We start from the raw sequence: 9,123 nt of genomic DNA, 5'->3' as shown, positions 1-9,123 counted from the left end.
GCCAGGGCATCGCCGATGCGGTCGGAGCGTCGCCGGGACGGGGGAGGGGCCGCTTTGCCTCCAGATGGAGTGGTGGCGACACCCTCTTCCACAGCCCAGTCAAAGTTTTCCCAGATGGGCCGCACCTTGGCCATCAACATGGTGGAGTTGGTCTGGGCGATGTGGGAATAATCGACGAAAAGTTCGCTGCCGGGGAAAAGACGCCCTTCAGGCGGGCAAGCAAAGGGAATTTTGTGCTTCCGGCAAATTTCGATGTTGTGCTGAAAGGTGAGATAAGCCAGGTGGGCTACCAGGTTTTCACCTCCCAGAAACATATCGCCACTGGCGCCAAAGTGCCTGAGGACCGTTTCATAGCCCGCTTCCTCCTCCCCATAAGGGAGGCGATAGATGCCGAAATCAAAGTCGGAGCTACCGCCACCAAAATCAAACACCGCAAAAGCGGTCCCCTCCCGGGTGGCTTCGATTTTAAGCTCTTCCAAGGCGCAGGCCGCATAGGCCGCAGGCTCCGAGCCCTCTTCCCGCACCGAAAACCGCGCCATCCGATCACTGTTCATGAGGGAGGCGGGCATGGAGCGCTGCAACCCCCGACCAAAGGAAGCCAAGATGGACTCCTTGACCTCCTTGGGATAGGTGACCGGGAAGGTCATGTAATATTCCAAAAAGAGCCCGTTGACCCGGTGGTTGATGAAAAGCCCCAGGTAGTAGGCATAAAGCTCAATGGGATCCAGGGGATCGTCGGGGCTGACGGTGACTGGTTGCCCGGGCACCGGCATGGCGTTGGAAGTGGGCCGGATCTCCAGATCGGTTCCGGTATCCTGATCGAGAATCCGCAAAGGGTGGGAATCGGTAATGGCGCTTAAGGGCCACTGTTTGATGTTGGTGAGAATCGAACCCACAATGCGCTGATTAGCTTCATTTTCCCGGAAGAGGCTCAAGGCTTCATGGGAAAAATGAAAATCTTCCCAGCGGGTCTGGGGCCGATAGGATTCACTGTTCCAGGCGGCCAGCAGGTTGGGTAGATGAATGAAAGCCAGAATGGTGGGGTTTTGGTAATCCTCTGGTTTCGGCTTGCGGAAAAGATCCCCCAATCCCACCCGCAGCAGAACGGTCTGGCCATGTTCCCGGCAGGCTACCACCGTAGAGCTGGTACCAAAATCAATGGTCACCATCCCTTCCCGAATATCCAGCTCCGGATTGCGGGCTTCCCAGGATTCGGGAAGACGCACCTCCACCCACCCCTTGGTTTTCGGGGGTTTGAGTTGGTGCAGCTCCCAGAGTCCCTTGTTGATATCGTAGAGAAAATCGGACTCCAGCACCGGCAGCCGGGCACGGTTGAAATCCCCCTCCAAAAAATATTGTTTCACCGCTCTGAGGGAGGGGGTCGGGGAGCTTTTGCTGCCTTGGCTCAACGCCATGGTCAGGTTGTAAAGCTCTTTCAGTTTTTCCGGCACCCCTTCGACATCCTTGGGCACCAGGGTATTGGCAACAATAAAAGAAAGAATATCCCGCTGGCTGACCTGATGGGTGGGAATCAGATAGTGGATGTCATCCGCAGCCACCTCCTCTCCCTGGCCAATCCCGATAGTGAGGTAGCCCTTATCACCTTTGAGAGAGGTACTGGTTAAAAGGGTGGCCTCTTGAAAGGTGGGGTGTTCGGTAAAAAGGGGCTCCTGGATGATGGAGCGCACCTGACTGGCCGTGGGGATCGACCAGTGGCGAAAATGGTGGATTTGCAGTTTGGAGACATATTTGAACATATCCTCGGACTGGGCCTGAAAACCGTGGAGCAGCCAGAGGCAGTTGAGTTGATTATCAAAATAGACCCGGGGCAGCTTGATGAAGGAGATAAAACGCTGTTTGAGCAGCAGTCCCAAAATATCTTGACGCAAATCCCGTAACTTTTTTTTGTCATCATCACTGATGTTGGGTTGCAGCTGCGGAATCAAACGATTTTTCGGAAACCAAATCTTATCGACTTTCATATCATCTCCCATGACTTGAGAGCGCCGCTCAACTGGCTCTATCAAGGCCCTTCAAGCCTATGTGACCCGACTGATCTCTACCAGAGACTATTCTGGGGCAAATTCCCGTAAATTCCAATGGCTTGCCATGCTATTTACAGCACTGGCGGGCATTTTTTCTCTGAAAGGGGGGCATTCCCATACGATACACCAACCCTTCCTCTATCACCTGACAGCCTTATTTAACACGAAACTGTAAAAATGGTACAAAGTTTGCGTTAAAAACCAGCATAACGAGATTCGACTCCTCCCCTTGGAGGGACCGACCCATTCCTAAAAAAGAGGCAACACCATGAAAAAGCTGATCAAAAAGGCTCAAGCCAAAAGCTCTTCCCGGAAAAAAGCACCGAAAAGAGTCAAAAAATTGTTGAAATGGCTGGAAGCCATGGAAGATTGATTGTCTGGTAACGGGGAGGGATTAACTACCCCCGCTCCCTTCCCACGAAGACGACTTCCAGGTCTGGCCAAACCGGCTTGACCGTTGCCAAAATTTGGCGGACAGCACTGGCGGGGTCCAACTCCCCCCCTTCGATAAAAGTATCCAGCGCCATCTCGGTATTCATGCCGTATAGAGGCCACTCACCCACATCTTCCAGATAAGCCTTAGCCACAACAAAAGCCCAAAAGGGCAGCTCTGCTGGCTCTTCGAGATAGGCGGAACGGCGTACCTCGTGAGGCTTTTCTCCCTCTTCGGTGACCACCACCCAACCCGCCTGGGGTGATTCCACAAATGTGGCCAGCCACTCCGGTGGTTTGCCTTTGGCCCGCCCCAACCAGCGCATACGCCGCTCCAGGGGATCCACACTGATTTCTGTGGTCTCTTGGGCTTCTGAATCCTGCATCATCTGTGACTTCCCTTCCTTCGATCACATGACTCTTCGAACAGCGCGATGGCTACCCGTTTGAAGGCTGTTTAGCTGGCCTTGAAATGGTCCACAAACTGTATGGTTTTTTGGGTCAAGCTCTCCATCTCATCCAACAGCCCCCGGCACGCTCCCCAGGTTTGGTTTTTGACTTCCGACTTCAGATCTTCCCCAGGATGGAGTGCGGCCATGTTTTTGACTTCCTGTTTCAACCGTTCAGACAGATCGACCATGGCCATGGCCCCCACGTTGGAGCTGGCCTCCTTCAGCTCCCGAATCATCTCCAGCAAAACCTCGGTATCGGCATTTTCAAGAGTGGTCGCCATGGTACCCATCAGGTCGGAGAGGGTGGCTGTATACATATCCAAAAATTCCACTACCGTCGCCCGGTCATCCCCAAAATGGTTTTCCAACTCTTCAATCTCAATGACGGGCACCCCGTTATAATCCCCCGGGCTGCCACCATTGACAGGAGGCGCTTCTTCAGCAACAGACTTCCCATCAGCTGGAGCTGATGTGGGATCATCAACTGGCAGAACCTCTTCATCAGAGGCTCCTTCCAGGAGTGGCTGTTCCCCATCAACTGAAGTCGTTACCCCTTCCGCCCCTTGCTCCGGTGAGGATAAAATTGAGCCCGCATCCGGTTTGTCACCGGTAGGAGAGTGTGAATCGCTTTGCTGCGAAGGGGATTTTGGCACTTCGATGGCCAAAGCGCTTTTCGCATCTGTTGGCACGGGCAGATGGTCATCATGGGAAGGGATCCACTTGCGCAGCACCTTGTCCAGTTCTTCGATGGCAACCGGTTTGGAGAGAAAATCATCCATGCCTGCACTCAGGCAACGGGAGCGGTCTTCTAGCTGCACATTGGCGGTCAGAGCGATAACCGGAATGCGCGGTCCGCCACTATCCTCAAAGGCATCCCGAATCGACTTGGTGGCCTGCACACCATCCATCACCGGCATCTGACAATCCATCAATACCAGGGCATATTTGGAAGATTTCACCGCATGCACCGCTTCCCGACCATTGGCCACGGTGTGTACTGGATAGCCCAGACGGTTGAGCTGGCCCTGGGTTACCTTTTGATTGACCACATTATCTTCAGCGAGGAGGATCAGACGTTGGGCTGAGGAGACCTCTGGATGGGAATCCGTGAAGCTGGTGGCGCGCAAGGGCTGGGTGCGCAATGAATGACTGCTCTCCGCCTCAGAAGTGTCCCAGGCCTCGGGGCGAAAGAGCCCCAACAGGCAATTTTGCAAACGATTGCGTCGGATCGGCTTGACCAGCAAGGAGATGTAGCCCGCCTTTTGTGCGCCATCGAACTGTTTTTTTTCGCTGAGGGAGGTGAGAAGTATCAGAGCGGTTCGGGAAAAATTGGCGGAATCGATAACCTGACGGCCAAAATCAAGATGGTTGTTGGGGTCAGAGGCGTGATCGACAATCACCACGTCATAAGGCACCCCGGCTTGGGATTCATGTTCCAGAGAGGCCATGGCCTCCGTGAGGTTTTCCACCCCGGTGACCTTCATATTCCAGCCAAGCAGATGGTTTTGCAGGATGGTCTGGCTGGTGGGGTGGCTGTCCATCACCAACACTTTGGCTCCGGCCAGAGCGACATAGGAGGCAGGGGCCTCCTCTTCAGCCTTGGCGCGATCCAGGGGTACAGTGAACCAAAAGGTAGAGCCCTTGTTTTTTTTGCTTTCGAAGCCGATCTCTCCCCCCATCAGCTCCACCAAACGGTTGGCAATGGTCAATCCCAACCCCGCCCCGCCAAACTGCCGTGTGGAAGAGCCGTCGGCCTGACGAAACGGCTGGAAAATCTGCCCCCGGGCGGCCTTGGGAATGCCGACACCGGTATCGGTGACGGAAAAACGCAACACCGCCTTTTTTTTGGTTTTTTCCCGCAAGGTGGCCCGGATGACCACTTCCCCTTTTTTGGTAAACTTGAGGGCATTGGCCACCATGGTGATCAGGGTCTGACGCAGCTTGGCTGGATCTCCCCGGAGCACCATGGGAATTTTGTTGGCCACTTCGGTCAGCAGGTCGAGGTTGTTGTTTTGGGCCTGACTCGCCATCAACTCCGCCACCTCTTCCACCACCTCCAGAGGCTTGAAATCAATCACTTTGATCTCCATCTTGCCCGCTTCAATCTGGGAAAGATCGAGAATATCGGTCAACATGGTCAAAAGGGCCTGGGCCGACTCCTTGACCGTTCCAGCCAGCTCCTTTTGTACTTTGTTGATCTTGGTATCCAGAAGCAGATCGGTCATGCCGATAATGCCGTTCAAGGGGGTGCGGATTTCGTGGCTCATGTTAGCCAAAAATTCCGACTTTAAACGCGAGGCTTCCAGAGCCAGATCCCGAGCCTGCTTGATCTCCCGTTCAACCTGTCGCTTACGGGCCAGATCCTGGAAAATGGTCACACTACCGATGATGTGGTCATCTTCACAAATGGGGGAGGCGATAAAGGAGACCGGAATCAGATGGCCGTTGCGATGGGTAAAGACATCTTCATCCACCTGAAATGTCTCGCCACACTGCAAACATTTGTGTACGGGGCATTCGTTGGAAAGGACAGGCTCTCCCAAGCGGTTTTGATAGTGGATGAGTTCGTGGATATTGCGTCCCAATATTTCCGCACTTGACCACCCCAGAAGGCGCTCCGCCTCGCGGTTGAGAAAAGTCAGGCGCCCTTCGGTATCTTGAATGAAGAGCCCTTCCACCATATTCTGGGTCATCTGTTGCAGCAGTGCAGGTGTGATCACGGGAGGCTTCTCAAATGGCTGAACAAGGCTTGATCCATGGGCCGGTGATCCTTTTCCCCCTTCGGGTTCTACTCCGGACAGGGTATAAGTTTGAAAAAAAAATGCAATTGCCTATTCTGCCACGTCCAGAGCACGCCATAAAGCCGAAAGAGTGAACCCTGCCATGATCTCCCCCATTCCGGAGCGCTCGGAGTTTCCCCTCCGGGAGGGACTCGTCTATCTCAACCATGCCGGTGTTGCCCCGATACCCAAGCGTTCAGCAGACAAAATCGCCGCCCTTACCAACCATTTGGTAAACCATGGCGCTTCCCGTTACGGGGAGCTGGATCGTGCCCAGGAGCGCATTCGCAGGCAGTGTGCCCAATTGATCAAAGGCAATCCCGAGCAACTGGCCTTTGTCGCCAGCACCTCCGAGGGGCTCTCCTTTGTGGCATTGGGGATCGATTGGCGGCGGGGGGATGAGATCATCACCACGGATCAGGAGTTCCCTTCCAACATCGTCATCTGGCTGGATATCGCCCGGCGCTTCGGGGTCAAGGTTCATCAGGTACCTTCCAAACCGGATGGGGGAGTGGATGCGGAAGCGCTTCTGGAGCGGGTCAACGCCCGCACCCGGGTTTTGGCGGTCAGCTCCGTGCAGTTCAGTACGGGGGCTGCGGTGGACATCCAACGCCTGGGAGAGGTGCTTAAACCAACCGAGACCCTCTTTGTGGTGGATGGCATTCAGAGCCTGGGGGTGCTCCCCATGGATGTCAGCGGCTGGGGCATTGATGCTTTGGCCGCTGACGGCCACAAGTGGCTCCTCTCGCCGGAAGGGTGTGGCCTGATACATCTCTCCGAAAAAGGTATGGCGGAAATTCAACCCCGGGTGTTGGGCTGGCATTCGGTGGCCAATGTGGGAGAATATGACCGGATCGTCATCGAACCCCGCCAGAGCGCCCGGCGATTCGAGGCGGGATCCCCCAACATTTTGGGTATCGAAGGGTTGGGAGCGGGGGTCGAGTTATTACTGGAAGTGGGGGAGGCGCAGGTTTGGCAGCGGGTACAGGGGTTGGTAGGGGCGTTGATGACCGGGCTGCTGGAACGGGGTTGCCGGATTCACACCCCCCTCAACGATCAGGGACGCCCGGGGGCCGGTATCCTGATTTTTTCCCACCCCAGCCTGGAAAACAGGGCTCTCCAGCGGGGACTCACCGGGGCTGGCATCTTTCAGATTGAACGGGGTCGCGGCATTCGCCTCTCCCCCCATTTTTACCAGGATCAGCGGGAAGTGGCGTATACCTTGGAAACGCTGGATCGGCTTTTGGGCTGAAATCAGACTATTCCAGGCTCCGCAGGGCTTTTAGCAAATTTTGAAAATCTTCCGGAGGCGGGATCTCAAACAGGTGCTTCTCTCCGGTTACCGGATGCAAAAATCCCAGGGAGGCGGCGTGAAGGGCCTGGCGCTTAAAGCCAGACACCACCTGCCGAATCCAATCCGGCCAGTGGCCAGGAGCGTTGAAGGGGCGGGCGTAGAGGGGATCTCCCAAAAGGGGATGACCCAGATGGGCCATGTGGACCCGAATCTGATGGGTACGGCCCGTCTCCAGGCGGCACTGCACCAAGGTAAAAGGGGGCAGGTGCTCCAGGGTTTGATAGTGGGTGATCGCTTCCCGGCCCCGAGGAGTGACCGCCTGACGCTGACGATGTTTGGGGTGGCGACCGATGGGAGCGCTCAATTCACCACCACCGCCCCTGGGCACCCCCTTGATCACCGCCAGATAGTGTCGGGAAGCGGTATGGGCCTGGAACTGCTCGGCCAAGCCCTGATGGGTGATATCATTTTTGGCCACCACCAACACCCCACTGGTATCCTTGTCCAGACGGTGGACAATACCCGGTCGAATCGCCCCGCCAATGCCGGAAAGACCGCCACCAGGCCCCAGACAGTGGTGGAGGAGGGCGTTCACCAGGGTGCCATTGGGGGTTCCGGGACTGGGATGAACCACCAGACCTGCGGGTTTGTTGACCACCACCAGGTGATCATCCTCATGGAGAATATCCAGGGGGATCGCCTCGGGCTGGGCCTCAATGGGAGTAGGGTCGGGAATCAAAAGAAGATAGGCCTCACCCCCGGCCACCTTTTCCCGAGGATTGGTGACGATTTGACCCTCATGGGAGATAGCACCCTCTTTGAGCAGTCGCTGAATGGCGGTTCGGCTGAGATCTCCAGCTGCCTGGGCCAGGGCCTTATCCAGCCGCTCCCCTTGGGCCTCCGGGAGCAGGGTCAAGTGGCGTTGATTCATAAGGGGTTCGAAGGGGTTGAAAGATTCATTGAAAATGGAAAAACCACGTCAGAAAACATCCAATCCCCCATCAGAAAATATGGGAAAAACAGAGGAAAAGAGAACATCCATGGGCATGAAGCTGGTAAAAACATTCGTGATTGTGATGGCATTCGTGCTCATTGGCGGCTTCGCCCTGCTGGTCGCCAAAATGGCTGGCAAGGAGGGGAGCGGACCCATGGCCACAGCTTCAAGCGAAACCGAAACCCTCATCCAGGTGCCAGAAGGGGGGCAACTCTCCCTGGCCACCAACGTCGGCACGGGTATCGCCCTCTGGGTGACGGTGGAAGAGGAAAACCGGGAGCTGCTCTTCATCACCTCCCAGGGTCGCTTAAAACGCCGCATTCGTTTTGAGCCAACCCCTGAATCCGAAGCTCTCTCTCCGACACCCTCCCCGGAAAACTGACGGAAACGGCATTCCAGATCAAGAGCCTCCACCCTCTGGAAACCCAGATCAAAAGGCCCCACTCTCTATCGATAAGCAGCCCCCAGCCACGATCAAAATGAAAGTGGCTGGGGGCTGCTATTCTGATCAGAGGCTTCGGGATTCAACCAACCCCCTCCCGGATCCAATCAAGACCTTCCCGGATCCAATATCCCCACGCCGAGATAGTTGACGCTGGTATCCCGGCTCAAGGTCCAGTCATTTTCAAGGGGAACATAGCTCATCCCGGCGATGGACTTGACCGAAATGCCCACATGTCTGAGATCCCGCCTGAGATCCGAGGGACGGATAAATTTGTGGTATTCGTGGGTGCCTCTGGGCAGCCAGCCCAGGATATATTCTGCACCGACAATGGCAAAAAGCCATGATTTCGGGGTGCGGTTGAGGGTGGCGAAAAAAAAGTGTCCCCCCGGTTTGACCAGTTGGGCACACTCACCGAGAAAGGTCGGCACGTCAGCTACGTGCTCCAACACCTCCATGGCCACCACCGCATCAAAGCTTCCGGGGGCTTCGGCTGTCAAATCTTTGGCCGACTGCACCCGATAATCTACACTGGAGCCGCTTTCCTGTTGGTGGGTTTTGGCCACACCGATAATCTTTTCCGAGCGATCAATGGCGACGACATTGGCCCCCTCTTCGGCCAGGGACTCTGACAAAATGCCGCCCCCACAGCCGATATCCAGAATGTTCAGACCGCTCAAATCC

7 protein-coding genes are annotated in these 9,123 nt (G+C 55.6%); 2 read left to right on the top strand and 5 right to left on the bottom strand.

The window, feature by feature from the left end:
• The 3 genes from HQL52_18820 to HQL52_18810 all read right to left on the bottom strand — a co-directional run.
• On the bottom strand, positions 1-1,982 hold a 1,982-nt coding region (locus HQL52_18820), incomplete at its 3' end, for a hypothetical protein (GenBank protein ID MBF0371498.1).
• A gap of 461 nt (positions 1,983-2,443) precedes the next feature.
• Positions 2,444-2,866 carry a hypothetical protein gene (locus HQL52_18815; GenBank protein MBF0371497.1) on the bottom strand — a complete coding sequence of 141 codons (423 nt, stop codon included), beginning with the start codon at positions 2,864-2,866 and terminating at the stop codon, positions 2,444-2,446.
• Positions 2,867-2,934: 68 nt separating this feature from the next.
• Positions 2,935-5,649 (bottom strand): response regulator, encoded by a 2,715-nt coding sequence (locus HQL52_18810; GenBank protein ID MBF0371496.1) that lies wholly within the window; start codon positions 5,647-5,649, stop codon positions 2,935-2,937.
• Between the two features lie 163 nt (positions 5,650-5,812).
• On the opposite strand from HQL52_18810, the gene HQL52_18805 reads away from it, so the two are divergent.
• A complete protein-coding gene (locus HQL52_18805; protein MBF0371495.1) occupies positions 5,813-6,961 on the top strand; it encodes an aminotransferase class V-fold PLP-dependent enzyme in 1,149 nt (382 codons plus the stop codon).
• Positions 6,962-6,968: 7 nt separating this feature from the next.
• Here HQL52_18805 and HQL52_18800 read toward each other — a convergent pair whose 3' ends face one another.
• Positions 6,969-7,934, bottom strand: coding sequence for an RluA family pseudouridine synthase (locus tag HQL52_18800; protein ID MBF0371494.1), 966 nt, complete (start codon positions 7,932-7,934; stop codon positions 6,969-6,971).
• A gap of 115 nt (positions 7,935-8,049) precedes the next feature.
• On the opposite strand from HQL52_18800, the gene HQL52_18795 reads away from it, so the two are divergent.
• Positions 8,050-8,379 (top strand): hypothetical protein, encoded by a 330-nt coding sequence (locus HQL52_18795; GenBank protein ID MBF0371493.1) that lies wholly within the window; start codon positions 8,050-8,052, stop codon positions 8,377-8,379.
• Between the two features lie 167 nt (positions 8,380-8,546).
• Here the strand turns inward: HQL52_18795 and ubiG are convergent.
• Positions 8,547-9,123, bottom strand: a 577-nt coding sequence (gene ubiG / locus HQL52_18790; GenBank protein ID MBF0371492.1) for a bifunctional 2-polyprenyl-6-hydroxyphenol methylase/3-demethylubiquinol 3-O-methyltransferase UbiG, incomplete at its 5' end; no start/stop codon positions are given.

It is taken from the genome of Magnetococcales bacterium (assembly GCA_015232395.1).
Lineage (GTDB): Bacteria > Pseudomonadota > Magnetococcia > Magnetococcales > JADFZT01 > JADFZT01.
The sequence above is the reverse complement of the archived record's forward strand: the minus strand, read 5'-3'. Positions and strand labels throughout refer to the sequence as shown.